At 65.8% G+C, this 24408-nt stretch carries 24 protein-coding genes and 1 riboswitch; of the genes, 12 read left to right on the top strand and 12 right to left on the bottom strand.

The window, feature by feature from the left end:
* Window positions 1-15: 15 nt before the first annotated feature.
* Both R4823_RS10330 and R4823_RS10325 read right to left on the bottom strand, forming a co-directional pair.
* Entirely contained in the window at window positions 16-207 is a 192-nt protein-coding gene (locus R4823_RS10330; protein WP_338618555.1) for a Flp family type IVb pilin, read from the bottom strand.
* A 136-nt stretch (window positions 208-343) separates the two neighbouring features.
* Window positions 344-1099, bottom strand: coding sequence for an MHYT domain-containing protein (locus R4823_RS10325; RefSeq protein ID WP_338618553.1), 756 nt, complete (start codon window positions 1097-1099; stop codon window positions 344-346).
* Between the two features lie 531 nt (window positions 1100-1630).
* On the opposite strand from R4823_RS10325, the gene R4823_RS10320 reads away from it, so the two are divergent.
* The 3 genes from R4823_RS10320 (at window position 1631) to R4823_RS10310 (ending at window position 6260) form a co-directional block, all read left to right on the top strand.
* Window positions 1631-3187: a ShlB/FhaC/HecB family hemolysin secretion/activation protein gene (locus tag R4823_RS10320; protein ID WP_338618552.1), complete on the top strand. Its 1557-nt coding sequence runs from the start codon at window positions 1631-1633 to the stop codon at window positions 3185-3187.
* A gap of 278 nt (window positions 3188-3465) precedes the next feature.
* Complete coding sequence (locus R4823_RS10315; protein WP_338618550.1) at window positions 3466-5649, top strand: collagen-like triple helix repeat-containing protein; 2184 nt, start codon at window positions 3466-3468, stop codon at window positions 5647-5649.
* A 32-nt stretch (window positions 5650-5681) separates the two neighbouring features.
* The gene (locus R4823_RS10310) at window positions 5682-6260 is read left to right on the top strand and encodes a MarR family transcriptional regulator (RefSeq protein WP_243724551.1); all 579 of its coding nucleotides are present in this window, start codon (window positions 5682-5684) and stop codon (window positions 6258-6260) included.
* A gap of 132 nt (window positions 6261-6392) precedes the next feature.
* Here the strand turns inward: R4823_RS10310 and R4823_RS10305 are convergent, their stop codons facing one another.
* Window positions 6393-7631, bottom strand: a complete 1239-nt coding sequence (locus R4823_RS10305) for an MFS transporter (protein WP_338618546.1) — start codon at window positions 7629-7631, stop codon at window positions 6393-6395.
* 109 nt (window positions 7632-7740) lie between these two features.
* Window positions 7741-7891: riboswitch (FMN riboswitch) on the top strand.
* 109 nt (window positions 7892-8000) lie between these two features.
* Here R4823_RS10305 and ribB point away from each other — a divergent pair.
* Both ribB and R4823_RS10295 read left to right on the top strand, forming a co-directional pair.
* On the top strand, window positions 8001-8666 hold the full coding sequence (gene ribB, locus R4823_RS10300) for a 3,4-dihydroxy-2-butanone-4-phosphate synthase (RefSeq protein WP_087839315.1): 666 nt from the start codon (window positions 8001-8003) through the stop codon (window positions 8664-8666).
* A 15-nt stretch (window positions 8667-8681) separates the two neighbouring features.
* Window positions 8682-9539: a Sir2 family NAD-dependent protein deacetylase gene (locus R4823_RS10295; protein ID WP_087839314.1), complete on the top strand. Its 858-nt coding sequence runs from the start codon at window positions 8682-8684 to the stop codon at window positions 9537-9539.
* 3 nt (window positions 9540-9542) lie between these two features.
* Here the strand turns inward: R4823_RS10295 and R4823_RS10290 are convergent, their stop codons facing one another.
* Window positions 9543-10208 carry an FCD domain-containing protein gene (locus tag R4823_RS10290; protein WP_243724550.1) on the bottom strand — a complete coding sequence of 222 codons (666 nt, stop codon included), beginning with the start codon at window positions 10206-10208 and terminating at the stop codon, window positions 9543-9545.
* Window positions 10209-10293: 85 nt separating this feature from the next.
* Between R4823_RS10290 and R4823_RS10285 the strand changes: the two genes are divergently transcribed.
* From R4823_RS10285 to R4823_RS10260, 6 genes are read left to right on the top strand one after another with little or no spacing between them, the layout of a single operon-like run.
* Window positions 10294-11172, top strand: coding sequence for a fumarylacetoacetate hydrolase family protein (locus tag R4823_RS10285; RefSeq protein ID WP_132979971.1), 879 nt, complete (start codon window positions 10294-10296; stop codon window positions 11170-11172).
* Window positions 11169-12044 (top strand): polysaccharide deacetylase family protein, encoded by an 876-nt coding sequence (locus tag R4823_RS10280; RefSeq protein ID WP_165963193.1) that lies wholly within the window; start codon window positions 11169-11171, stop codon window positions 12042-12044. The genes R4823_RS10285 and R4823_RS10280 overlap by 4 nt, the downstream gene beginning before the upstream one ends.
* A 28-nt stretch (window positions 12045-12072) precedes the next feature.
* The gene (locus R4823_RS10275; protein WP_279814067.1) at window positions 12073-13044 is read left to right on the top strand and encodes a tripartite tricarboxylate transporter substrate binding protein; all 972 of its coding nucleotides are present in this window, start codon (window positions 12073-12075) and stop codon (window positions 13042-13044) included.
* Between the two features lie 52 nt (window positions 13045-13096).
* The gene (locus R4823_RS10270; RefSeq protein ID WP_087839310.1) at window positions 13097-14077 is read left to right on the top strand and encodes a tripartite tricarboxylate transporter substrate binding protein; all 981 of its coding nucleotides are present in this window, start codon (window positions 13097-13099) and stop codon (window positions 14075-14077) included.
* A 16-nt stretch (window positions 14078-14093) separates the two neighbouring features.
* Complete coding sequence (locus R4823_RS10265; protein ID WP_243724549.1) at window positions 14094-15797, top strand: CocE/NonD family hydrolase; 1704 nt, start codon at window positions 14094-14096, stop codon at window positions 15795-15797.
* A 42-nt stretch (window positions 15798-15839) separates the two neighbouring features.
* Window positions 15840-16259 carry a carboxymuconolactone decarboxylase family protein gene (locus R4823_RS10260; protein ID WP_087839309.1) on the top strand — a complete coding sequence of 140 codons (420 nt, stop codon included), beginning with the start codon at window positions 15840-15842 and terminating at the stop codon, window positions 16257-16259.
* A gap of 63 nt (window positions 16260-16322) precedes the next feature.
* On the opposite strand, the gene R4823_RS10255 is transcribed toward R4823_RS10260, so the two are convergent.
* The 3 genes from R4823_RS10255 to R4823_RS10245 form a co-directional block, all read right to left on the bottom strand.
* Window positions 16323-18011 (bottom strand): tannase/feruloyl esterase family alpha/beta hydrolase, encoded by a 1689-nt coding sequence (locus R4823_RS10255; RefSeq protein WP_338618537.1) that lies wholly within the window; start codon window positions 18009-18011, stop codon window positions 16323-16325.
* Between the two features lie 509 nt (window positions 18012-18520).
* Window positions 18521-19363: a rhodanese-like domain-containing protein gene (locus R4823_RS10250; RefSeq protein ID WP_132979966.1), complete on the bottom strand. Its 843-nt coding sequence runs from the start codon at window positions 19361-19363 to the stop codon at window positions 18521-18523.
* Window positions 19364-19400: 37 nt separating this feature from the next.
* Window positions 19401-20183, bottom strand: coding sequence for a tripartite tricarboxylate transporter substrate binding protein (locus tag R4823_RS10245; RefSeq protein WP_165963190.1), 783 nt, complete (start codon window positions 20181-20183; stop codon window positions 19401-19403).
* 8 nt (window positions 20184-20191) lie between these two features.
* Between R4823_RS10245 and R4823_RS10240 the strand changes: the two genes are divergently transcribed.
* Window positions 20192-20665 (top strand): LysE family transporter, encoded by a 474-nt coding sequence (locus R4823_RS10240; RefSeq protein WP_087839305.1) that lies wholly within the window; start codon window positions 20192-20194, stop codon window positions 20663-20665.
* A 48-nt stretch (window positions 20666-20713) separates the two neighbouring features.
* On the opposite strand, the gene R4823_RS10235 is transcribed toward R4823_RS10240, so the two are convergent.
* The 5 genes from R4823_RS10235 to R4823_RS10215 form a co-directional block, all read right to left on the bottom strand.
* The gene (locus R4823_RS10235; protein ID WP_207958652.1) at window positions 20714-21547 is read right to left on the bottom strand and encodes an alpha/beta fold hydrolase; all 834 of its coding nucleotides are present in this window, start codon (window positions 21545-21547) and stop codon (window positions 20714-20716) included.
* The gene (locus tag R4823_RS10230; protein WP_207958651.1) at window positions 21540-21986 is read right to left on the bottom strand and encodes a carboxymuconolactone decarboxylase family protein; all 447 of its coding nucleotides are present in this window, start codon (window positions 21984-21986) and stop codon (window positions 21540-21542) included. The genes R4823_RS10235 and R4823_RS10230 overlap by 8 nt, the downstream gene beginning before the upstream one ends.
* 3 nt (window positions 21987-21989) lie before the next feature.
* Window positions 21990-22928, bottom strand: a complete 939-nt coding sequence (locus tag R4823_RS10225) for a hypothetical protein (protein ID WP_087839304.1) — start codon at window positions 22926-22928, stop codon at window positions 21990-21992.
* Complete coding sequence (locus R4823_RS10220) at window positions 22925-23857, bottom strand: 4-hydroxythreonine-4-phosphate dehydrogenase PdxA (RefSeq protein WP_165963188.1); 933 nt, start codon at window positions 23855-23857, stop codon at window positions 22925-22927. Before R4823_RS10220 ends, R4823_RS10225 begins: the two co-directional genes overlap by 4 nt.
* Window positions 23858-23928: 71 nt before the next feature.
* Window positions 23929-24408: an aromatic-ring-hydroxylating dioxygenase subunit beta gene (locus R4823_RS10215; protein WP_243724548.1), complete on the bottom strand. Its 480-nt coding sequence runs from the start codon at window positions 24406-24408 to the stop codon at window positions 23929-23931.

The following is a 24408-nucleotide window of genomic DNA, read 5'->3' as shown; positions in this document are numbered from 1 at the left end:
TTCAGCCCAGCAATATCAAGTTGTTTTGGGTGTACCCCCATCCGGGGTCGGCAGCTCCTTGACCACTTTTCCAAACATTTCCTTGAGTCCGGTGCCCAGCTGGGTCAGGACGCCGATGATCACGACGGCAATCAATCCCGCGATCAGGCCATATTCAATGGCGGTCGCGCCATCGTCTTCCTTCAGGAACTTCATCACTTGATTCATTCTAATCTCCATCTCTGAAAAAAAAGGAAACATTTACATCGGCATTAACAGCCGATTCATTCATGACTGCATTTCTATATTTTCGATGACACCTCCCATGAGAAAATGCCAGAAAAGCGAATATCTCCATGGCCGGTTATTTGCGATTTTCCGGGCGTTGGCGCGAGTAAATGACGTGGTCGACCCGGCTTGCGGCGTTGGCCCGCACCTCCTCGGAACTACGGTGCAGTTCGATGCGCATGACGACCAGCGTCACGACGGAAATCAGGAATACCGCATAGGGCAGCACGCTGCCGTCCAGCTGCCAGCCGGCGAAGGTGCGCGGGGTGGAACAGATGATGGTGCCGGCGGCCACGCCCGTGTAATGCATGCCGCAGACCGCCATGGCCATGACCACCGCGGCGATGACGCGCTGCAGCTCGCTGGTCAGGTTGAAGGCCAGCCAGATGGCCGCGGTCGCGGCGGCCATGGCGATCGCCACGGAGAGCAGCACCAAGCCGATGTTCCAGTCGAAGAAGGCGTCCATGCGCATGGAGCCCATGCCGATGTAATGCATGCCGGCCACACCGAATCCCCCCAGCATGCCGGCCGTCAGGCAGCGGTCCAGAGAAAACCGCGCGCTGCCCACGTACCAGAGCGCGGCGCCGGCAAACACCACGGCGACGAGCAGGCTGAGCAGGTTGAGCCAGAGTCCGTACGCCACGCCCAGCGGAATAACCTGGGCGAGCATGCCGATGAAATGCATGCTCCATATACCCACTCCGCCGAGGGCTATGCCGGCCACGATGACATACCCTACGTGCACGCCGCCATCCAGCGTTCGGATACGGCTGGCAGCCAATAACGCCACGTACGCGCCCAATGCCGAAATCACAAAGGACAGCGCGACCAAGCTAGCGTCAAAACGTAGAGAGAGAATATCCCCAGGCTGCATAGATTCTCTTTATGTAACGCTCGGTTACGCACACCCTACAGGCATCGTTCCGAGCTTGTCAATATCTGCTTTCCCAAGAATCCCTATTAATCGGATGAAGGCAAGCGCCAGGAAATCGCTAATCTTTCCCGGCATCTTCGTTAATGGCCAGATAATCGCAAGCTTGCGATTATCTATTCCGATCGAAAGACGTCCGATTAAAATATTTTTAGTATCTGCCGGTAACGTCCTACAAACGTCCCACTATGAAAAACACCGTCCTACCCTTGTTGAACGCACCCTAAGGGGGTATTCATATGGCACACTTCGCGCGATGACGATCGTTTACGCATATTTGCTTCATATTCCCCAATGACCTCGTTTTCATCGGGAAAACCCGAATTCCGCACGCTTAATCTGGCCCTGCTGGTCGCGGGCGCCATATATCCGTTAGCGGCACCGGCGGCCGATAGCCCCCTTCGGGGAAACCCGGCGGAATCGCTGCCTCCGGTGTCGGTCCCGGCTCCGGCGCCGGCCCCGTCGGTATCCGTTCCGGCGCCCGCGCAGAATGAGGCCATCCAGGCCTTGCTGGCGCACAGGCTGGTGCCCAGGCAGTTCGACGTATCCGGCGTCACCGCGCTCGATTTCCAGAAGGTGGTCGACCTGCTGGAGCCGCTGGCGGGCAAGGAGATCACCGTCGCCGAGCTGATCCAGCGCACCGATGCCATCACCCAGCTCTATCGCGACGCCGGGTACGCGCTGTCCTTCGCCTTGATCCAGTCGCAGGACTTCCGCGACGGGCTGGTCAAGGTGACCGTGGTCGAAGGCTATGTGGGCAGCACCCGCATCGAGGGCGACGCCGGCAACGCCGCGGCCAAGATCCGCGACTACGCCGCGCGCATCGAGGCCGAGCGGCCCCTGACGCGGGCGACGCTCGAGCGTTACCTGAACCTGATGACCACGGTGGCCGGCGCCACGATCAAGCCGGAACTCTCGCTTCCCAAGCGCGCCGACGGCTCCACGGAACTGGTCGTGAACGTCGGCTACAAGGCCTTCCGGCTGGACACCGGCATCGGCAACCTGGGTACCGGCGTCCACGCCATGCTGACCGCGACGGCCAACAGCCTGACGCCGCTGGCCGAACAGATCCAGGTCACCACGGCGGTGCCGCGCGGCAGCGATCACCTGGAGTACTACGCGGCCAATGTCGCCGTGCCGGTGGGCAGCGACGGCATGACCGTGCGCGCGGAGGCCTACAGCTACGCCGCCAACCCCGAGAACGACAGCCTGAACGCGCAGAACATCGACCGCCGGGTCCGCAACCAGCGGGCCGGGCTCAGCGTGAGCTATCCCTTCCTGCTGGCCAATCGGGAATCGCTGACAGGAACGGCGGGCTTCTACGCCTCGCGCAACAACGACACGTACAGCAGCCGCATCACCGGCAACCAGGTCACGCTCAGCAACCACCTGCGCGTGCTGCGCGCCGAGCTGGCCTACGCCCAGGCCAGCGATACGCAATCGCGGCGCATCACGGCCGGGATCTACAAAGGCGTGGACGGACTGGGCGCCGAGCAAAGCGCCAACAGCAGCTATGACCTGGGCTTCACTCGCTATACGCTGGCGGCCAACCAGAACTTCACGCTGCCTCATCAGTTCGGAATCTCGCTGGCCGCGCTGGGCCAGTACAGTTCCGACTCGCTGCCCACGTCCGAACAGCTCACGTTCGGCGGACAGCGCTTCGGGCGCGGCTATCCCGCGGGCGAACTGGGCGGGGACAAGGGCTACGGCGCCTCGATCGAGCTGAACCGGCGCTTCGCGGTGGGCCTGCCCTACCTGCAGAGCGTCACGCCCTACGTGCTGGCCGACTATGCCCACGTCAGCCTGAACAACAAGAACTTCACGCTGGCCACGGACACGCTGACGTCGCTGGCCCTGGGCCTGCGGGTCACCGACCAGCGCCACTACGCGCTCGACGTGAACCTGGCCAAGCCCGTCGGCGACAAGCCGGTCAACAGCGGCAACCGGCCGCTGCGACTGAACGCCAACTACTCGCTGCGGTTCGACTGACCCGCGCTCGTCTTCGTTACGTAACAGGGGGTTCCCTGCTACGTAACGAACCCCCGCCTCCCCCGTCTTTTCGCCCCGCTTCCCAGGGAATTTCGGCCCATCGTCTCAGCCGCACGAATTCCCTGAGTTTTCGATTTATCCCCTGTTTGCAAGGTTTTCCGGGTGTTCCGAGGCGATCGCCCCGCTTCTCCGTCCGCTTGCGGTTGCACATTGGCACAGCTTTTGCTCGATAGGCGCAGCAGGCAGTGTCGCCGCTTCAGCGATAAAGGGGAATAACCATGCATAAAGAACAAACGAAGCCGGGCCCTCGCGTCCTGGTAGCCGCCTTGGTACTCGCACTCTCGACATTGGCCGGTTGCTCCGGATCCGGTGCGATCACCTCCGGATTGGGAGGAGGTTCCGACCCCACCAATCCCAACAACCCCAACAATCCGGGTGATCCGAACAACCCCAACAATCCGAACAACCCCGGCAACCCCGGTGACCCGGGCAATCCGGGCAACCCCGGCAATCCTGGCAACCCGGGTGATCCCGGCAACCCCGGAGATCCTGGCAATCCTGGCGGCACGCCCGTCACGGGCGTCCTGGCGCCCACGCTGGGCAATGTCGGCCAGGCGGTCGACAACGTGGTCGACACCGGACTGGCCGGCACGCTGCACAACGTCGGCACCAAGCTCGACGGCGTGGTCGCCCCCGTAGGCAACACGGTGACGGGCCTGACGCAACAAGTGGGAGCCGCGACCGGCGTGGGCGCCCCCGTGGACAACCTGCTGACCTCGGTAGGCGGCTCGGTGAAGGACCTGGGCCAATCGCTGGACGACACCGGCCTGCCCGTCAAGCTGGGCCTGGGCGGCGTGGTCGCGGGCCTGGGCGACACGGTCGCCAGCGCCGGTGGCCTGGTGAACGCGACCGAAGGCAATCCCAACCCCCTGGGCAATGTGCTCAACAACCTGAGCGGCACGGTCTCCACCCTGACCGGCACGCTGGCCTCCGACGATGGCCTGCTGAGCCCGGTCTCGCAATTGCTCAACGGCCTGGGCGAAGGTGGCACCGTTCAGAACCCCGTGCTGCAGCCGGCCCTGACCAACACGGGCAGCGCCGTGGACAACCTGGTGGACCTGAAGCTGGGCCAGACGCTGGGCCAAGTAGGCGCCGGCCTGGATCCGGCGGTCAGCCCCATCGTCGGCACCGCCACGCAGCTCACGCAACAGGTCGGCGACAAGACCGGCCTGGGCGCGCCGGTGAATGATCTTCTCGTCTCCGTGGGCGGCGCCGTCTCCAACCTGGGTGAGAGCCTGGGTGGCAAGCTTCCGGTTGCCGGCACCGGCGTGAGCGGCCTGGTATCCGGGCTGGGAGCGACGGTCGCCAGCGCCGGCGGCGTGGTGCATGCTTCCGATGCCAACAAGAACCCCGTCGGCAACGTGCTGGCCAACCTGACCGGATCGGTGGACAGCCTGACCGCCGGCCTGGGCCTGAGCATCGAAGGCGGACTGGTCGACAAGGCCGGCAGCGCCACGTCGCCCTCGGCCGCCGGCGCCGACGGCGGCCTGCTCTCACCCGTCACCGGCCTGCTCGGCGGCGTCGCGGGCGGCGAAGGCGGTGTGCTGGCTCCTGTCACCAACCTGCTGAACGGCGCCACCGGCGGCGAAGGTGGCGTGCTGGCTCCGGTCACCGGTCTGCTCGGCGGCGTCACCGGCGGCGAAGGCGGCGTGCTGGCCCCGGTCACCAACCTGCTGAACGGCGCCACTGGCGGCGAAGGCGGCGTGCTGGCTCCGGTCACCAACCTGCTTGGCGGCCTGACCGGCGGCACGGGCGGCGAAGGCGGCGGACTGCTGCAACCCATCCTGTCCGGCAATCTCGAAGGCCTGCTGGGCGGCAGCAACGGACTCCTCGCCCCGATCACCAGCGGCCTGCTGGGCGGCATCGGCAGCGACGCCAAGCCGATCCTCCATCCCTCGCTGGCCAATACGGGAAGCGCGGTCGACAACCTCGTTCCGCTCAACGCCAAGGAAACCCTGGGCAATGTCGGCACGGCTCTGGACCCGGTCGTCACTCCGGTCGCGAACCTGGTGTCCGGCACGACGCAGACGGTGGGCGCGGCCACCGGCCTGGGCGAACCGGTCAACGGCCTCCTGACCTCGCTGGGCAGCAGCCTGAGCGGCGTCGGCACCAACCTCGGCGGCAACGTGCCTGCCGTCGGCACCGGCCTGGGCGGCCTGGTGAACGGCCTGGGACAGACCGTCTCCAGCGTGGGAGGCCTGGTGCATGCCACGCCCGAGAACACCAACCCCGTGGGCAACGTCCTGACCAACCTGACCGGCGCCGTCAACAGCCTGACCGCGGGTGTCGGACAAGGCACCGGCCTGGGCGGCGGCACGGGAGGTGGCGAAGGCAACGGTGGCCTGCTGAACCCGGTCACCGGATTGCTGGGCGGGCTGCTGGGCAGCTTGGGCAAGCATTGAAAGGAGAGGCCATGCTTCACTGGGAGAACGTAATGAGTTCCTCGAGCCATTCGGTCCACGGATCGATACCCCGGGAACCCGAGGAAACGGACAGCGACAGCCAGGAGATGCTCAACAGCATCGTCACGATGCTCGGCCGCCGCCTGACGGTCTACACCTCGCTATACCAGACAGCATTGGCCGAACGACTGGGGCTGGGCATGGTCGACGTGAAGGCGCTCGAACTCGTCATCGAGTTCGAGCCCATCACGACCGGCCAGCTGGCCTGCCTGGCAGGCATCAGCTCGGGCGGGACGACGGCGGTGATCGACCGACTGGAAGCCACCGGCTTCGTGGTCCGCGACAAGCATCCGTTGGACCGGCGCATCGTCGTCATTCGGCCGGTGCGCGAGAAGTGCGCGGAGATCGAACGCCATATGCGCGCGGTGGCCGAGGACGTCGCGCACATCGGCGCCCGCTACGAGCGCGATCAGTTGTCCGCCGTCCATGGCTTTCTGGCGCAATGCGTGCATGCGCTCAAGACCGAGGCCCTGGGCATGCTGGGAGAAGGCGGCAACGCCCCGAACCTGGAAGGACGCCGCCATCCCGGGGACGACAAGCGGCGCAACTGATTTGCCCTCCTGACCGACATCTCCATCTGCCCGCGCAAGCGGGCATTTTTTTGCCGCCGGGCCGCCCCAAGGCAAAAAAGCGCCCCCTCGGGGGGCAGCGCCGCCGCATAGCGGCATTTTCTACCGCGAGGCTCAGCCGGCCTTGCGCCCGCGGACGAACCATCCCAGCGACGCCATCTGCAATACCCCCAGTGCGGCGAACGCCACCGCGAACGCCGCGCCCCGCCCCAGGCCGACCTGCGTCAATCCGTCGACGACCACGCCTATGCCCCACTGGATCACGAAGGCGCCGACGAACACGAACATGTTGTAGAGCGTCACCAGCCGCCCCGCCGCCTCGCGGGGAAACTGCGTGGACAGATAGGGCTGCATCAGCATGATGGGCGCAACGCCCGCCGCCATCACCAGCCAGAGCAGCCAGGCCAGCGACCCGCCGGCGAAGGCCAGCAGGAAGATCACGACGAAACAGCACAGATAGCCCGCCAGCGCGATGTTCAGCAGGCCGAAGCGCCGCTGCAGCGGCGGACTGGCGAAACCCATGACGACGTAGCCCAGCGTCATCACCAGCATCATGACCAGCAGCATCGAGGCGCTGCCGGCGGGGCTCATGCCCAGGACGTCCGTCATCCATGGTCCGGCCCACAGCGTCTGCAGGGCGATGATGCCGCCCTGCCCGATGGCCGACAGCGGCATCACGCGCAGGATCTCGGGGTGCCTGAGCAGCCCCCACAGCGAGACCTGCGCCGCGCCCGGACGACCGGTCCCCAGCACGCTCACGTCATGATCAGGCACCACGCGCCACAGCAGGACCGCGACCACCGCCAGCGACAGGCCTGACAACAGATGAACGCTGCGCCAGCCGAAATGCCCGGCCAGCGCGGCCGCGGGCGACGTGAAGAACACCGCGCCGCCGGTGCCGGCGACCAGCAGCCACAAGCCCAGTTGCGCCTGCCGCTCCACCGGATAGCAGCGCCGGAAATACGAGAACGGCGCCATCAGGCTGGCCGCCACGCCGGCACCGATGAGAACGCGGCCCGCCGAAGTGACCGCGAAGCTGCCTGCCCAGACCATGACGAAGGAACCCAGGGCGGCGATGGCCAGCAGGCAGGCCTCGACCCGCCGAGCACCGTAGCGGTCCAGCCAGACGCCCAGCGGCGCCTGCATGGCCGCCAGGGAAACGAAGAACGCCGACGACAGCCAGCCGAGCTGCGATTTGCTGAGCGACAGGTCCTGCGTGATGAACGGCGCCAGCGCGGCATTGACCGAGCGCAGGCCGTAGGAAAAGAAATAGGCGGCGGCGAAACAGGCAAAGATCAACAGGGACTGCCGTCCGCCGATCTGGGGCGGCCGCATATCGTTATCGTTGGGCATGGGCAAAGACAGGTCTCCTCGAACGGCAAGAATACCCGAGGCGCCGTGAGGGCGTTCGCCAAGGCCCGGCGGCACATCTGCTACGATAGCCCTGCCGCCTGTCTGGGCGGTGCGTCTTCAGGGCGGGGTGGAAATCCCCACCGGCGGTAGGGTGTCCTCGCACACCGAGCCCGCGAGCGCTTGCCGGCCCTCCGGCAAGGTCAGCAGATCCGGTCCCATGCCGGAGCCGACGGTCATAGTCCGGATGAAAGAAGACGGGAACACGCGCCGCGTCCCGGCCTGCGTCCGCGCAGCCATGGGCGGCGCGCCTCCTACGGCGCCCACCAGCGCCATGCCCTGAACGCTTCCTGTTTCCTACGGAGCGTTTTCATGCAGTCCCTGCAACAGTACTTCGAAGCCACCACCGCCGAACAACGGCTGCTCGCGGCCCTGGCCGCGCTGAAACTCGGCCAGCCTGTCGTGCTGCTGGACGACGAGGATCGCGAGAACGAGGCGGACCTCATCATCGCCGCCGAATCCATCACCGAACCCATCATGGCGCGCATGATCCGCGATTGCAGCGGCATCGTCTGCCTGTGCCTGACGCCCGAGAGCGTGGATGCGCTAGGGCTGCCGCAGATGACCTCCCGCAACCGCAGCCGCAACGGCACCGCGTTCACGGTCAGCATCGAGGCCCGCGAGGGCGTCAGCACGGGAGTCTCCGCGGCGGACCGGATCACCACGGTGCGCGCCGCGCTGACCGGCGATCCGGCGGCCCTGGTCAGCCCCGGCCACATGTTCCCGCTGCGCGCCGATCCGCGCGGCGTGCTGGGCCGCCGCGGCCACACCGAGGGATCGGTGGACCTGGCGGCGCTGGCCGGCCTCGCCCCCGCCGCGCTGCTGTGCGAACTGATGCACGAGGACGGCAGCATGATGCGCGGCGACGCGGCGCTGGCCTATGCCCGCGAACACGGCTGGCCGCTGCTGACGATCGAAGACATCGTGACGTGGCGTTCGCGCGCCGACCTGCCGGCCGAGGAAGCCATCGCGGCCTGAGGGGGACACGGCCCCATGCCATTCCCCATCCGCCAGCCTGATATCGAACGGGCCGCCCGGCTCATCGACGAGGCCGACTGCCTCGTCGTCGCCGCCGGCGCTGGCATGGGCATCGACTCGGGCCTGCCCGACTTCCGCGGCCAGCACGGCTTCTGGCGGGCCTACCCGGCCCTGGGGCGCCACGGCCTCGATTTCACCAGCATCGCCTCGCCGCGGGCCTTCAGGCGGGATCCGCGGCTTGCCTGGGGTTTCTATGGCCACAGGCTGGCGCTGTACCGCACCACCGCGCCGCACGCGGGCTTCGCGCTGCTGCGCGACTGGGCCCGCGAACTGCCCCGGGGCTGCGTGGTCTTCACCAGCAACGTCGACGGCCAGTTCCAGCGCGCCGGATTCGACGACGGCGACATCACCGAATGCCACGGCTCGCTGCATTTCCTGCAATGCCTGGCCCCCTGCTGCGAAGCCATCTGGCCGGCCACCGACTTCATCCCGGACGTCGACGAGGAACATTGTCTGCTGCGCGGCGAACCCCCCGCCTGTCCGCGCTGCGGCGGCTGCGCCCGCCCTAACGTGCTGATGTTCGGCGACGCGGACTGGATCGATGACCGTGCCCAGTCCCAGGCCCGCCGCCTGGAGGCGCGGCTGCGGCTGTCGTCGCGGCCGGTGGTGGTGGAGATAGGCGCCGGGCAGGCCGTCCCCACCGTGCGCCACTTCAGCCAGCAACTGGCCTTCGACAGGCGGGCGCCGGTCATCCGCATCAATCCCCGCGAACCGGAAGTCCCCGGGCTGCCCCAGGCCATCGGCCTGCCGCTGAATGCGCTGGAAGCGCTGCGCGCCATCGACGCGGCCCGCGAGGGCCGTGCCGATGGCTAGGCCCTAACCCTGCTGGCCCGACAACGCGGCCGTCCGCTCGTAGTGCCGGGCCAGCAACTCCTTGGCCGCTTCCAGGTTCCCCGCCATCACGGCCTCGAAGATGGCCCGGTGCTCGTCCAGTTCGTTGCGCCGCTTGTAGGCCTTGCGCGCCGCCAATTGCCGATAGCGGTAGGCGCGGTCGTAGAGCTGCTCGCAGAATCCCATCAGCGTGGGCGACCCGCACGCGGACAACAGGGCGAAGTGGAACGCGCGATGCTGCCGTTCCCACACCGGGTTTTCTTCATAGCTGTCCTCGTCCACCGAGCGCGGCGTGCGCGACAGGCGGTGGAAGGCGAGCAGCAGCGCTTCCTCCCATTGCGGACTGCGCCGGGCCAGCCCCTGCTCGAGCGCCAGCGACTCCAGCGCCACACGGTTGCGCAGGATGTCCTCCAGTTCGTCGGCCGATACCGATGCGGCCGCGAATCCACGCTGGTCGTTGTGCACGGCCAGGCCCTCGGCGACGAGGCGGCTGAGCGCCTCGCGCAACGGGCTCGCGCCTATGGCGTAGTGCTGCCGCAGTCGATGCATTAGCAGCTTCTGCCCGGGGGGCCACAGACCGTCGAGCAGATCGGCGCGCAGGCGTTCGTAGATCTGCACGGTCATGCTGGGAGCGATATCGGCATCTAACATGCGGGGGTTTTCCTCAGGTTACCGACATTATTTTAGCTCGATAGAATTTTGTCGATATTTTTCTCCATACGGAGTTTTATCGACAATGGCTCATCCTTTTGTTTCCTTCACACTCCCAGGCCAGGACACCGTCCGCATCGGCGTGGTCGCGGACGGCAGCGTCGCCGAAATCGCCGATTCCGGCCATCCGTTCAAGCCCGGAGGCGCGCTGGCGGCGCTGGCCTCGCAAGGCCCGCAAGCCATGCGGGCAGCCGCCGACTGCGCCCTGGCGGGCGCCAAACGCGTCCCGCTGGCCGAGGTCCGCCTGCTGCCCCCCGTACCCCAGCCCGGCAAGATCATCTGCCTGGGCCTGAACTACGCGGACCACGCCGCCGAAGGCGGCAACGCCAAGCCCTCGTATCCGAGCTTCTTCATGCGCGGCGCCACCTCGCTCATCGCCCACGGCGCGCCGCTGCTGCGCCCACGGGTATCGGACAAGCTGGACTTCGAAGCGGAACTGGCGGTGGTGATCGGCAAGCGGGCGCGGCACCTGACGCCGGACGACGCCCTGTCGGCCGTCGCCGGATACGCATGCTTCAACGATGCGACCCTGCGCGACTACCAGCGCCGTACCGCGCAATGGACCATAGGCAAGAACTTCGACGGCACGGGCGCCTTCGGACCGTGGCTGGTCCCGGCCGACGCCCTGCCCCCCGGCGCATCGGGCCTGAAGATCGAATCGCGCCTGAACGGCCGCGTCATGCAAAGCGACAACACCTCGAACATGCTGTTCCCGGTGGCCGAGACCCTGTGCCTGCTGACCGAGGCGCTGACGCTGGAGCCCGGCGACGTCATCGCGATGGGCACGCCCGCCGGCGTAGGGTATGCGCGCAAGCCGCCGGTATGGATGCAACCCGGCGACCGCATCGAGATCGAGATCGAAGGCCTGGGCACCCTGGCCAATACCGTGAAGGACGAAGCATGACCGACATCGCAGCAAGCGCAGCCACCCCGCGCATTACCCGACTGCCCGACGATTTCCGCTGGCCGGGCGGCAAGCGCATCGCCGTGATCTTCAACATCGCGTTCGAGGCCTGGTCGGATGGCCAGGCGCCGGGCATCGGCCCCATGGGCAACGTGCTCAAGCCGGGCTACTTCGACACCAATGCGCACTCGTGGGCATCGTTCGGCGTCAACCGCGGCATCCACCGCCTGATCGGCATCGCCGAAAAGCACGGCATCAAGACCAGCGTGATGGTCAACGGCGTCATCTGCGAACGCGACCCCGACACCGTGCGCCGCATCGCCGAGCTCGGCCACGAGATCGTCAATCACTCGTGGGGCATGGACGTGATTCCGGTCTACCTGGACGAGGCCGCCGAACGCGCGAACCTGCGCCGCAACCACGATCTGCTGGCCGGCACCTCCGGCACGGCCCCCACCGGCTGGATCAGCCCGCGCGGCACGGGCAGCCTCATCAGTTCGCGGCTGCTGGCCGAGGCCGGCTATCTGCACCACGGCGACATGAACGACGACGACCGGCCCTACGTCATGGACTTCGGGCAGCACCGCATCGTCGCCATCCCACTCACCATGGACGTCAATGACCTGCCCACCTGCATCCGCTACGGCCAGGGGCCGCGGCACATGCTCGAGACCTTCGAGGACTGCTTTGCCGCCTTCCGGGAACGCGAGACCGCGCCCCTGATGCTGGACGTCACAGCCCACACGCACGTCATGGGCCGTCCCTCGGGAGCCTGGGTCTACGACGAGATCATGGGCCGCGTGGCCAAGGCCGATGACGTCTGGATCGGCACGCGACAGGAGATGGCCCGGTACGTCCTCGACACGATCTGAACAGCGCACCGCGCACGGAGGAGACAACATGAAATCCCTGAGCATGGCCGCGGCGGCGCTGGCCGCCTGCGGCCTCGCATCCCCTGCCCTGGCACTGGCCGAACCGGCCTGGCCCGCCAAGCCTGTCCGCTTCGTCGTCGCGTTCGCGCCCGCCGGCCCGGCCGACATCATCGCCCGTCTGCTCGGACATCGCCTGGGCGAAGCCCTGGGCCAGAGCATCGTGGTGGAGAACCGGCCGGGAGCCGGAGGCTCGGTGGCTTCGGCCGCCGTGGCGCGCGCCGATTCCGACGGCTACACCCTGCTCATCAACACCAGTTCCTATGCCGTCAATCCGGCCATGCAGCGCAACCTGGGCTTCGATGCCGAGAAGGACCTGACGCTGGCGGCGCTGGTGGCCTCGAGCCCCAACCTGATCGTGACCGCGCCCAACCTGAAGGCCAGGACGCTGCAGGAGGTCATCGCCGCGGCGAAGTCCGGCGACTACAACTACGGCACGGCCGGCGCCGGCACCACGCCGCACCTGACCGCCGAATACCTGTTCAAGGTGCTGGCCCGCACGCCCGTCACCCACATTCCCTACCAGGGCGCCGGCCCCGCGCTGACGGCGGCCGCGGCCGGGCAGACGCAGCTCGCCAGCGTGGCCCTGCCCGCAGCGGTGGAACTGGTCAAGGCCGGCAAGGTGCGCGGCCTGGTCGTGACCGGCAGCAAGCGCTCGGCGGCGCTGCCCGAGGTGCCCACCGTGGCCGAGTCGGGCTTCCCCGGTTTCGAGGACGTGACCTGGGTGGGCGTATTCGCGCCGGCCAGGACGCCCGATGCGGTGCTCCAGCGCCTGAACGACGAGGTCGCGCGCATCCAGCGCGACCCCGAGTTCCAGGCCAGGCTGGCCGCCACCGGCTTCGAGCCGCTGGGCGGCACACTGCCGCAGGCCAGGAAGTACCTGCACGACGAACTGGCCAAGTGGGCCAAGGTCGTGAAGGAAACCGGCGCCCAGGCGAACTGACCGACAAACGAACCGGCAGCGCCCCCGCCGCCGATCCCAGGAGAAGACCCTCATGCCTCATCGCAGACAAGCCCTCGCCCTGCTGGGCGCGCTGCCACTGGCGGCTGCGCTGCCGGCCCGCGCCCAGGGCGATTTTCCCTCGCGTCCCATCAGGCTCCTGGTGGCCTTCGCGGCCGGCGGCAGCCCCGACCTGCTGGCGCGCCTGATCGGCAACCAGGTCGGCAAGCAGACGGGCCAGAGCGTGGTGATCGAGAACCGCGCCGGCGCCAACGGCATCATCGCCGCCGAGGCAGCCGCCCATGCCGCCCCGGACGGCTACACGCTGCTGCTGACCACCGGTTCGCAGGCGATCAACCCCAGCATCTACAGCAAGCTTCCATACGACACGGTGCAGGACTTCACGCCGGTGAGCCTGCTGACGGTGGCCCCGGCGTTGACGCTGGTGGTCAATCCCAAGTTCCCCGGCAAGACCTTCGCCGAGTTCCTCGACATGGCGCGCAAGCCCGAAAGCCGCATCACCTTCGGCTCGCCAGGCACCGGCAACACGCTGCACCTGGTGGGCGAGCTGCTGAACGCGACGGCCGGCACGCACATGCTGCACGTGCCCTACAAAGGAGGCGCGCCCGCGCTGAACGCCGTGATCGCCGGCGACGTCAGCGCATGCTTCCTGAGCACGGCCGCGGCCATCATCGCGGTCAAGGCCGGGCAGGTCCGCCCGCTGGCGGTCACCAGCCGCCAGCGCATCGCCGCGTTTCCCGACGTCCCGACCATGGCGGAAAGCGGTGTGCCCGACATGGACTACAACGGCGGCTGGGTCGGCATCTTCGCGCCCGGAAAAACGCCGCCCCCCATCGTGCAGCGCCTGTACGCCGAGATCGACAAGGCCATGCGCGTGCCCGAGGTGAAGGAAAAGATGGAAGCCTGGGACAGTCCGCCCGCGCAATCGTCGCCGCAGGAATTCACCCGCTTCTTCCAGGCCGAGATGGACAAGTTCGCGCGCATCGTCAAGCTTGCCCACGTACCCATGCAATGAAGAGATTCCCCGCACCATGATCCCGACCCGCACCACCACCGAGAACGGCATGATCTTCGAACGCGACGTCGCGCTGGCGATGTCCGACGGCACCGTGCTGCGCGCCAATGTCTTCCGGCCCGAGGCCGCCGGCCGCCACCCGGTGGTCATGGCCATGGGCGCCTACGGCAAGGACGTCCATTTCGCGGATGCCTACCAGCCCCAATGGCAGGTCCTGAAGAAAATCTACCCGGGTCTGGACACCGAGGGCACGACCGGACGCTACCTGCGCTGGGAAGTCGTCGACCCCGAGCGCTGGGTGCCCGACGGCTTCGTCGTGATCCAGGTCGATTCGCGCGGCACGGGCCGCTCCGAGGGCTACCTCGATCCATTCGGGCCCATCGAGACGCGCGATCTCTATGAATGGATAGAGTGGGCGGGCGGCCAGCCATGGTCCAATGGCAAGGTAGGCCTGATCGGCGTGTCCTATCTCGCGATCAAGCAGTGGCAGGTGGCCGCCTTGCGGCCCCCGCACCTTGCCGCCATCGTGCCTTGGGAAGGATCCAGCGACCTGTACCGCGACGGCAGCTATCACGGCGGCATCCTGAGCAACAGCTTCACCGAGGCCTGGTGGCCGCGCCAGGTGCTGGCCAATCAGTACGGCAGCGGCGCCAGCACCCACCGCGACCGCCTGACCGGCGAACGCACCACCGGCCCCGACCTGCCCGAAGCCATCCTGCGGGGCAGCCGCGCGGACCACCCGCGCGACCGCCTGGAGCATCCACTGGACGACGCCTGGAACCAGGCCCGCGAAGCCGACTTGTCCGCGATCCAGGTACCCATCCTGTCGGCCGCGAACTGGGGCGGACCGGGCATGCACCTGCGCGGCAACTTCGAAGGTTTCCTGCGTGCCGGATCGCGGGACAAATGGCTGTTCGCCCACATCGGCACCCACTACGAGAGCTTCTACCTGCCCCGCTACGTCGCCCTGCAAAAACGTTTCTTCGACCACTATCTGCGCGGCGCGGACAACGGCTGGGACCGCGAGCCTCGTGTCCAGCTGGCCATCCGCCGTCCCGACGGCACCGCCGAGCTGCGCCAGGAACACGAATGGCCGCTGGCCCGGACACGATGGACGCGCTTGCATCTGGACGCGGACGCGCTGATGCTGGCGCCGCAGGCGCCCGGGGCAGGCGGCCGGGCGGTGTTCGACGCGATGGGCGAAGGCTTGCACTTCTCGACCGCGCCGTTCGAAGAGGACGTCGAATTCACCGGCCCCGCGAGCCTGCGCCTGTGGGCGTCGTCATCGACCGCCGACATGGACATCTTCGCCGTGCTGCGCGTGTTCGACCCGGAGGGCAAGGAAGCCAGCTTCATCGGCGCGCACGAACGGGTACCCATGGCGCTGGGCTGGCTGCGCGCCTCGCGCAGGAAGACGGATCCCGCCCGCAGCCTGCCCTACCGGCCCTGGCATACGCACGATGAAATCCAGGAACTCGAGCCGGGCCAGGCCTATCCGCTGGATATCGAGATCTGGCCCACCAGCATGGTCTTCCCGCGTGGCTGGCGCCTGGTGCTGACGCTGCAGGGCCATGACTTCATCGTCGACCCGCCGGGGCGCTTGCGCCACGACCATCCGCAGGACCGGCCGGCCGGGATCTTCGACGGCCGGACCACCGTCCACACCGGTGGCGAACGGGACAGCTACCTGCTGATGCCCCTGATCCCGGCCCGCGGTTGAAGGAAGGGTTATGCTCGCGCAGTACCGATCCAGGAGACGAGCATGACCCGATCCAACCGTACCGCGCTTGGCGGCAGCTACAACGAAGCCTTGTTCGAACAGGGCCTGGCCACCCGCCGCGAGGTGCTCGGCCGCGAATACGTGGACGCCTCGCTGGCCAAGGCCGCCGAGGACCCGCTGCGCATGGAACTGCAGCAGCTGGTCACGCAGCATTGCTGGGGCGACGTCTGGAACCGGCCCGGGCTCGACCGGCGCACTCGCAGCTTCCTGAACCTGGCCATGATCACGGCACTGAACCGTCCGCACGAGCTGCGGCTGCACGTGCGCGGCGCGATCAACAACGGCCTGACCAAGGAAGAGATCAACGAGGTCTTCCTGCAGGCCGCCATCTATTGCGGCGTGCCCGCGGCTCTGGACGGGCAGCGGGTGATGCTGGAGGTGTTCGCGGAAATGGGGATCTGAGGAAAAACCATGGCCGGCGCGGCGGGGCGGGCGCGAAGGCCGCCTCGCCGGCTCGTGCACGGTTTACGCCGGATCGGCTACGGGCAGCGTGCACGTGAAGCTGGCGGCGTCGTCTATCGACCCGGTTCCCTTGTAGCGCGGGTACGCGGGATACGGGCAAAGCGGACGCGTCCGGCTGGCCGGAATCGCGGGCGTCACCGCGGCGAGATCGGCGTTGCCCGGTGTTGCCTGCGCAACGATGGCATCCGGTGCCTTGCCACGCTCGACCCAATCCATGATGGGTGCCAGCCGGTCGAAGGTGTCGGTGCTGGGACCTCCCCTGCAATGGCCCATGCCCGGCACAAGGAAAAGCCTGGCGAACCGGCCCGTTTGCTCGCGGCTCGAATTGAGTGCCACGACGGATTCGTAGTAGTCGATGGTGTCGACGGCGTTCGGTCCGCTGTCCCCCGTGCCGTGATAGAAGATCATCTTGCCTCCCCGGTCGCGATAGCGCCCCAGATCCGGGTCCGACATCAGCCACGGCGCATTGACGGTCATCGAATTGCCCCAGGTATCCCAATCGACATCATCCAGGGGCCGGAATCCCGGCTGGGGCGGGGTCATGAACAGGATCGGCGTCGGGTCGATATTCAGTTTCCACTGGATATCCAGAATCGGCCCCTGCCCCGTGATGCGCGCAGCCTGACCGGAAGACGTCATCCAGGCGGCGTCGATGCGATAGCCGCGGACCGGGACCTCGCCTGGGGCTCGATAGCCCGGCACCTTGAACGCGGCGCCACCGGAGTCGACCGGCCCGTCCAGGACGGCTTCCCAGATACCCACCTGTTCGGCCGACAGGCATTCCGGGGTCTTCTCTCCGGTGCAAAGCAGCGCTTTCGGGCGGAACGTGCAGGCGGCCACATTGCTGATCATGCCGTCGACCGCGCCATCCTGCGCGTCGCAGGCAGCCAGCAGCTCGCGCTGGAACAACTGGCGATCGGCCTGCGGCATCGCCTCGTGGAAGCGCGGCATGCCATTGATATCCCGGGACACCACCGCGGCGGCCTTCTGCCAACCCCAGATCCGGGCCGCCACGACCCGGCCGAAGTCGAATACCGGAGCGCCCGCGACGATGCCATCGAACTCGTCCGGAAAACGCTGCGCAAAAGCCATGCCCTGCCGCCCCCCGGTGGAGCATCCATCGAAATACGAGCGCTCGATCGCGTCGCCATAGTAGTCCGCGATCAGGCTTTTGGCGGCCTTGGACGTCTTGATGATGGCCCCGTAGCCGAAATCCACCCTCGCCTGGGGATCGAAGCCGAAGGCCTCGGGCGCCGGCAGGTCGGCATTGTCGTGGCCGCCGTTCTGGGAAACCACCGCGAAACCCTGCTCCAGGGCCGTCTTCGCTCCGCCCGTCGGTCCATACGCGGGAGCCAGCGTGCCTTCGAGCCCGCTGCCGCCTTGAAAGAGGAAGCGCCGATTCCACTCGAGCGGCAGACGAAGTTCGAACTTCGTCGCGTAGCGCTTTCCGTCCACGCCTGTCCGGGGTTCCAGGGAACCCTGGACCACACAGTGGGCCGGCAGGAAGGTTGCCGCGGTCGGAGCGGACTTCTCCGTGGCGGCCGGTACCCAGGTGGCGCTGGTGATGACACCCTTGTGCTCTGCGCTGCTGAAATCCTTGACTGCCGCGCAGGCTGCCTCTCCGGTCAGCGCCTGAGGCTCAGGCACCGCGCCCGACCCACCGCAGCCGGCAACCGCCAGAACCGCCGCCAAACCTCCGGCGCCCCACCCAACAGCCAGATATCCACCCGATGCATGCATAGTGCGGTCCCCCTTATTGGCGCCGATGGCGGCGATATTTATAAAGTATCTTGATATAAAAATACCTTACATAAAACTGAGACTTACGCGAATAGGGTTAGTCCTGAATGGCGCAGGTAACGTGCCGCGGCGGCGCAACTGCCGCGATCGGCCACGCCATGCGGAGAAGCAGACGACAACAAAAAACCCCTTGATTTCTCAAGGGGTTTCTTGGCACATCTGATCTGGCGAGCGGTGTCATTCAAAAGATGGCCTATGATCCGCATGAATGCTTGCTCTAGCTGGTTTTGTTTTTGGCAACTACCCCCATAAATACCCCCACCCTCTCGCGCTGCTAAATCGCCATCAGCCGGTAGGGGTTCAGCAGCCGCTCATAGGGAAAGCCATGGACAGCCCGACCGGACCGCCGCCGCAAACCACCACGTCGAAATGGTCGACGGCGCGGTGCCTGGAATGCTGCGTCATGCTTGCCCCCTTTCAGCGGCGCTGCGCGCCATGCGCTCGGGACTCTTGTTCCATTCGGACCACGAACCCACGTACAGGCGCGGCTCGACTCCCAGCGCGTTAAGCGTCAAGACGGATAGCGCCGACAACACCCCGCCGCCGCAGTACACGACGACATCGCGGCCGGCTTTCACGCCGGCGTCCTCGTACAGCGACTCGATTTCGCTCACGGTGCGCAGCACGCCCGCCGGCGTCCACTGCTCGGCGGAAGGCAGGTTCCTGGCGCGGGGGATGCTGCCCGCAAGAAATGAATTCTCGTCGCGCGCATCGATGAGCAAGGTGCCGGAGCCCAGTTGCTCCACCTCGTCGACGAGGATCTGCGGCATGTTCCCCGGCTGCAGCCTGAGCTGCTCCGACGCGGCGGTCGCGACGCGATGGGTTTCGCCCTGGGCCACCGGCCCGCCATGATTGATCCACGCTTCCAAGCCGCCGTCGAGCACCTTGACGTTCTTGAGCCCCGCCCAGCGCAGCACCCACCAGCCGCGCGCGGCCAGCGCCACCGACGGCCCGTACACCACGACCTCGGTCTCGGCATCCACGCCCCAGGCCCTGAGCCGGTGCTCGAGCTGCTCGCGCTCCGGCAAGGGCAGATTGCCGGAATCCGGCGCAGGCTGCGCCGCGAAGACCTCGCGTATCTGTCCGTACACGGCGCCGAGAATGTGGCAATCGCGGTAGTCCCTGAACTCGTCCTCGGGCTCGCCCAGCCTGACGTCGATAAACAGCCGGTTCGCGTTGGCGCGTTCCAGCAATTGCTCGGGCTGCACGATATCGCCCGACAGGGACGACAACTTGTGTTTCATCGATCGAATCCTTCGCTCATCCAGGCCGGCCGGAACGTCAATCCGCCACCGGCAGATTCCGCTCCTTGATCAGTTTCTTCCAGAATTCCGTTTCCGAGCGCACCACGTCGGTCAGCGCGGCGGTGCTGGTATCGGGCAGTTCCGCGGCCCAGCCCTTGACCGTTTCCTGGGTGGCCGGAGATTTGGCGATCGCGGTGATTTCATCCGCCAGGCTCTTCGTAACCGCGGGATCCATGTTCTTGGGACCGAACACGGCGATCCACGCGCCGATGGCGGGCACGTCGCGCAGCCCCAGTTCATGCAGCGTAGGCACGCCGGTGGCCACGGCGCTGCGTTCGGCGGAGCTCACGGCAAGCGCTTCCATCGTCCCCGCACTGATGTACGGCCAAGCCGTCACCAGGGAAATGATGGCGATGTCCACATCTCCCGCCATCACTGCCTGCAACTGCCTGGAACCCGTGCTGTAGGGAACGTGCACCATGTGCGTACCCGCGCTGATGTTGATCAGCTCGCCCAGGTAGTGCATGCCCGTGCCCACGCCGGCAGAGGCGAAGTCGATCTTGCTGCCGCTCGGTTTGGCCTGGTCGATCAGATTCTTGAAGGTCTTGAACTTCCCCGCTTTCGCGACGATCACGTAGGGCGTCGTCGTGATCTGCGCGATCGGCTGCAGATCGCGCAGGCCATCCGCATTCTTCTCATTGGAGGCCGCGCGGATCGTGATCGAGGATCCGGTCACCAGCAGGTTGTACCCATCGGCGGGAGTTCCCATGATGTGTTTGGCCGCCACCTCGCCGCCCGCGCCCGGTTTGGGCTCCACCACGAAGCACGCTGGCCCTTGCCGCCTTGGTCGGCATAGGCGGCGTGCTGGTCGCGTCCAGCATCGGCTATGCCGCCCTGCAATTGGCCGGCGCGGCCTACCTCGTCCATCTCGGCATCAAGAAATGGCGCACCGCCTCCGCGCCCCTGCAAACCGCGAGCCGCGAAAGCATGCCGTCGCCCGCCAGCCTCTTCACCCAAGGCATGTTCGTCGCGCTATCCAACCCCAAGGCCATCCTGTTCTTCCTGGCCCTGCTGCCGCAATTCATCCAGGCCAATCGCCCCTTGCTGCCGCAGTTCGCCGCTCTTACCTCGATACTGCTGGCTTTCTCGTTTTCGGCGCTGATGGGCTACTCGGTGCTCGCGCGCACAGGGCGACGGCTTGCGCCGGGAAGTGCAGGCCTGGTGGCGGCGAATCGCATCATCGCCATCGTTTTCGTGGGATTGGGCGTATTCATGCTGGCCAGGGCCGTCACCGGGCGTTAGCAAGAGTCCCGTTCAAGCGAGCAAGGCGCCTGGCTTTCCATACGCTGCTCAAGGAGCGGCGAGGAAATCACCGACAAGACGGTTGAACGTCGCCGTCCATTCGATTTGTGTCCAGTGCCCGCAATGAGGGAACACATGCAGTTGAGCGCGCGGAAGAAGCGACGCTAATTTGATTGAATTCTGCAGAGGAATTACCTGATCTTCACGCCCATGGACGACAAGCGTCTCATGCTGCAGGGTTCGCAGCTGCTCCTCTGGTGTCGCTAGCGCCTCTATGTAACGCTGCCGAGGGCCGGGCGAGAACATGCGGCCGAACCGTTCCTGCACCCCGGGACGGATACTCGCCCGATAGCGCAACTCAGCCAACTCATCGGACACCAACTTGCGGTCATAGGCGAACACATCCAGCAATCCCTTCATATTCTGAAGCGATGGCTCATAGCCCCACACGGCGTCAAGGCCGGGCGTGAGCGGGAACGACGTCCCCACGCTCCCCATCAGCACCAGGCGGCGAACCCGGTCGGGATGGCGACTCGCAACCGCCAGTGAAACACCTCCGCCGAACGAGTTGCCAACCAAGTCGACCTGGGGAAGAGAGAGGGCATCCAGGAAGCCGATCAGATGATCGACCCAGGTATCCAGATCGTATGAAACAGACGGCGGCGCTTCGGTGTATCCGAACCCTACCATGTCGGGCGCCAGGACGCGCGCACGCTCGGCCAGGGGACCGATATTCAGGCGCCAATTCGCCCAGGCCGTAACGCCCGGCCCTGAACCGTGAATCAACAGTACCGGATGGCCTTCGCCCTGGTCGTGGTAGTTCGTATCGATCTGGCCAACTCGCAACCTCAGGCCAATTTCAGGATTCTCGGAATTAGTCACGGCCAGTCCCCTCCTCCTGTTCGCAGATGCGAGCGAGGATCTCCGCACCTCGATTGGCGGCAGACAAGCCGCGGAACAAATAGCACAGGTTCACGACCGCTTGCATTTCGTCCCAGCTCGCTCCCGCCTTGCGGGCAGCGATACCGTGCAGAACGGCGGCATCGCTGAGATCCATGAGCAACATCCCGAACAACAAGAGCTGCGCCGTCTTTACATCGAAGCACTTCGGATACATCCCATGCTCTCGCGCCTCTTCCTGCAAGCGCAGCATCGTCGGATCGATCGCCCCGGTCACATGGAAACGCGCTTCGATACGGGGCGGGAGAAAACCTACCAACTCTTCATATATCTTGGTACGACTTTCAATACTCCGGCTTTCGTCGGAATAGGAGCCCATCCGCTTGCTCACGCTCCCGACGTCGATTCGTGCAGGCAACATGTCTTACTCCTTGGGTTGTTGCGGCCAATACGCAAACCCCAACCCAGTCTTCGCATGATGGGCGGGAATGTAATCGACTATCTCGCCTTTCCATTGGCACGCGGCAGCGGCAACGATCCATGCGCGGATCTCGCCGGAGCCGCCACGCATGGTGGCCGAGTCCATCGTAAAGAGATGCTGGAGGTCTCGGCCCCTGTTGGTTGCGATGCGATCAAGAATCCATTTGTCCATGGGCGTATCGATCCATCCGGCTCTTGGACCGACCGGATCATGCGACAACCCTCCGGACGCATAAATGGCGACGCGTTCTTTGCGCGTGGCCAGGATGCGCGCAAGCGCCTCGCCGAGCTGCCAACACCGGGCGGCGGTTGGCAAGGGCGGAAAGTAGCAATTCAGGTACAGGGGGATGATCGGCACGTCCAACCTGGGAAGCAGGCGCTTGGCCGGATAGACGATCATGTGCGAGGTGCCCCGCTCCGAATGCGGCCCCATGGGATTCATGACCGAGGAGCTGGCCATATCGAAACCATCGTTCAGAAGCTCTTCGAGCAAATGGTTCGACAATTCCTTGTGCACCGGCACATGGATCCGCGACGCTCGAGGCGGTTGATCGACATAGAACGGCGCTTCGGAACCCCACACCTCATCGCCGGTAAACAGGCACATCGCCGGATTGCACCGTGCGTCGAACATGTCCTCCTGATCGTCGCCGACGAAAATCACCGCGTCGGGTCGATACGCTTCCAGCTGTTTCCGCAGGACCTCGAAGGCTGCATCGATCCGATTCACGTAGCTGCGAATGACCTCCGGCGTTTCGAGCTTCGCAGTATGCGGCTGCGAATCCTTCATGTAGTCGGGAATCGCGCCATAGACCTTCGGCCACAGCTCAGGTGGGCAGAACATCGCCGGCGCGTGGGAGGATGCCAGACCAAGACCTATCATTCTCCGTCTCCAGTGGGAAATGTATTCGAAACATGGAGCAATGCTTGGACCAAGGCTTCCGGATTCGCAACTCCCTTGCCCGCGATGTCCATCGCCGTTCCATGTCCTACCGAGGAAAACACGACCGGGGTGCCGATCGACATCGCGGCAGCCATGTTAGGCGCCGCCACCCTTGCAGCGACATGTCCCTGGTCGTGCAGCATGACGACGAACGCATCGCAGTCCTTCCTGGGCAAGAGCGTATCGGCCCCGATAGGTCCGATAAGATCCATGCCATCGTCACGCAGCTTGCCAATCGCTGGCGCGATGATTTCGATCTCCTCGCGGCCGAACAGGCCAGACTCGCCAGCATGCGGATTGACGCCCGATACGCCTATCCGCGGCCGGGCGATACCCAGCCGGCCCAGAGCCTGTGCAGTCGTACGAATGACCTTCTCTACCCGGTCTTGCGTAATGGCAGTCAAGGCGTCCCTGACACTGAGGTGCAGGGTCACGTGAGCGACTCTGGTTCTTTCCCAGCAGAGCATCAATCCGACTTCATCGACCGGCGTCCCCGTACGGCGCGCCAGGTACGACGGATGTCCGTCGAACGCAATGCCTGCTTGTTTGATGGCGGTCTCATGGATCGGCGAACCGACCACTGCATCGACCACTCCTGCTTTCGCCGCATCGACCGCTGCATCCAGCGCCGCGATGGTTGCCGCACCCGACGCGGCCGACACCTCGCCGATTCGAAAGCTTTCGTCCAAGCTCGGGACGTCCATCAGGGCCAGCCCCTGGTCCAGGCTGGCAATGTCCGCCATTGACCGCAGCAGGCGGTAGTCGGCCCGCAGTCCGCAAAGCTTCGCGTGCGCGTCCAACGCCCGTTTGTCGCCAAACAGAACCAGACTCAGGCTGTTGCGGATACGCGGGTCGTCGGATGCCTTCAATGCGATTTCCGGTCCGATCCCCGATGGATCTCCCAACGTAACCGCGATTCTTTTCAGCGCCATTGAGAAACTCACAAAGGCAATGCCAGCAATGTGTCGATACGCGAGCTGTCACAGACCACGATGCGCTCCGCGAAAGCCGGCTTGGAGGCTCTAAGCGAGACCACATCGCGATAGACGCCTGCCGCGAACATGGACATTTCACCGGTCCGCATTGTCCGCACCACCAGAAAGCTGGTTTCGGCATGAATCAGCGGGCCGTCAACCGACAACACCACCGGACGCCCCATGACGTGCCGGTAGCGTTGCCCCTCGTAGACATTCGCCTCGCGCAGCGACTTGACCCGATCCGCCAGCATTCCTCTGGAGTCGGCACATAGCACGCCAAACGGATAGCCGCTTTGCTCGTTATCGATCGAGGTGATCTTGTAATTGCACTGTTCTTCGAAGAAATCAGGCCAGCGCTCCAGCTCGTCCCTATCTATGGCTCTGCCGTAGTCTTCCATCAAAGCCGCCAGCGCGGACACCAGATGTTCTTTGTTCTCTTCCAT

The organism is Pigmentiphaga sp. CHJ604 (genome assembly GCF_036972535.1).
GTDB classification, from domain to species: domain Bacteria; phylum Pseudomonadota; class Gammaproteobacteria; order Burkholderiales; family Burkholderiaceae_B; genus Pigmentiphaga; species Pigmentiphaga daeguensis.
The sequence above is the reverse complement of the archived record's forward strand: the minus strand, read 5'-3'. Positions and strand labels throughout refer to the sequence as shown.

What these genes read in the sequence shown, in the direction of transcription:
- R4823_RS10215 (WP_243724548.1), bottom strand. Translation starts at nt 24,408, where the DNA reads ATGGAAGAGAACAAAGAACATCTGGTGTCCGCGCTGGCGGCTTTGATG.
- R4823_RS10280 (WP_165963193.1), top strand. Translation starts at nt 11,169, where the DNA reads ATGACCGACATCGCAGCAAGCGCAGCCACCCCGCGCATTACCCGACTG.
- R4823_RS10285 (WP_132979971.1), top strand. Translation starts at nt 10,294, where the DNA reads ATGGCTCATCCTTTTGTTTCCTTCACACTCCCAGGCCAGGACACCGTC.
- R4823_RS10330 (WP_338618555.1), bottom strand. Translation starts at nt 207, where the DNA reads ATGAATCAAGTGATGAAGTTCCTGAAGGAAGACGATGGCGCGACCGCC.
- R4823_RS10225 (WP_087839304.1), bottom strand. Translation starts at nt 22,928, where the DNA reads ATGATAGGTCTTGGTCTGGCATCCTCCCACGCGCCGGCGATGTTCTGC.
- R4823_RS10230 (WP_207958651.1), bottom strand. Translation starts at nt 21,986, where the DNA reads ATGTTGCCTGCACGAATCGACGTCGGGAGCGTGAGCAAGCGGATGGGC.
- R4823_RS10250 (WP_132979966.1), bottom strand. Translation starts at nt 19,363, where the DNA reads ATGAAACACAAGTTGTCGTCCCTGTCGGGCGATATCGTGCAGCCCGAG.
- R4823_RS10315 (WP_338618550.1), top strand. Translation starts at nt 3,466, where the DNA reads ATGCATAAAGAACAAACGAAGCCGGGCCCTCGCGTCCTGGTAGCCGCC.
- R4823_RS10275 (WP_279814067.1), top strand. Translation starts at nt 12,073, where the DNA reads ATGAAATCCCTGAGCATGGCCGCGGCGGCGCTGGCCGCCTGCGGCCTC.
- R4823_RS10265 (WP_243724549.1), top strand. Translation starts at nt 14,094, where the DNA reads ATGATCCCGACCCGCACCACCACCGAGAACGGCATGATCTTCGAACGC.
- R4823_RS10270 (WP_087839310.1), top strand. Translation starts at nt 13,097, where the DNA reads ATGCCTCATCGCAGACAAGCCCTCGCCCTGCTGGGCGCGCTGCCACTG.
- R4823_RS10295 (WP_087839314.1), top strand. Translation starts at nt 8,682, where the DNA reads ATGCCATTCCCCATCCGCCAGCCTGATATCGAACGGGCCGCCCGGCTC.
- R4823_RS10310 (WP_243724551.1), top strand. Translation starts at nt 5,682, where the DNA reads ATGAGTTCCTCGAGCCATTCGGTCCACGGATCGATACCCCGGGAACCC.
- R4823_RS10305 (WP_338618546.1), bottom strand. Translation starts at nt 7,631, where the DNA reads ATGCCCAACGATAACGATATGCGGCCGCCCCAGATCGGCGGACGGCAG.
- R4823_RS10290 (WP_243724550.1), bottom strand. Translation starts at nt 10,208, where the DNA reads ATGTTAGATGCCGATATCGCTCCCAGCATGACCGTGCAGATCTACGAA.
- ribB (WP_087839315.1), top strand. Translation starts at nt 8,001, where the DNA reads ATGCAGTCCCTGCAACAGTACTTCGAAGCCACCACCGCCGAACAACGG.
- R4823_RS10260 (WP_087839309.1), top strand. Translation starts at nt 15,840, where the DNA reads ATGACCCGATCCAACCGTACCGCGCTTGGCGGCAGCTACAACGAAGCC.